The sequence below is a fragment of the Pantoea sp. Ft-CA_14 genome, from assembly GCF_024520875.1.
In the GTDB taxonomy this organism is placed as follows: Bacteria; Pseudomonadota; Gammaproteobacteria; order Enterobacterales; family Enterobacteriaceae; genus Pantoea; species Pantoea agglomerans.
Window position 1 is genome coordinate 1 of record NZ_JALNPM010000037.1, and the last position, 277, is coordinate 277.

Genomic DNA, 277 nt, shown 5'->3' on the forward strand with positions numbered 1-277 from the left:
TATCCAGACTGGATCACGTTTTCAACGCGGCTGATGTGCTACGTTTTATCGATGCCTTTTTTATTTTGACGCTGACCAGGATGCAACATGGAAAAATTTAACCCGGCCGATCATCCCCATCGCCGTTACAATCCCCTGACTGACCAGTGGATTTTGGTTTCTCCTCATCGTGCCAAACGTCCCTGGCAGGGTGCCCAGGAAACGCCTGCGGTGAATACGCTGCCGTCGCACGATGCTGACTGTTTTCTGTGTGCGGGCAACACGCGCGTTACAGGTG

1 protein-coding gene is annotated in these 277 nt (G+C 52.7%); it reads left to right on the top strand.

The window, feature by feature from the left end; genetic code table 11:
* Positions 1 to 87 precede the first annotated feature (87 nt).
* On the top strand, positions 88 to 277 hold a 190-nt coding region (gene galT, locus NR195_RS22745), incomplete at its 3' end, for a galactose-1-phosphate uridylyltransferase (RefSeq protein WP_256844932.1).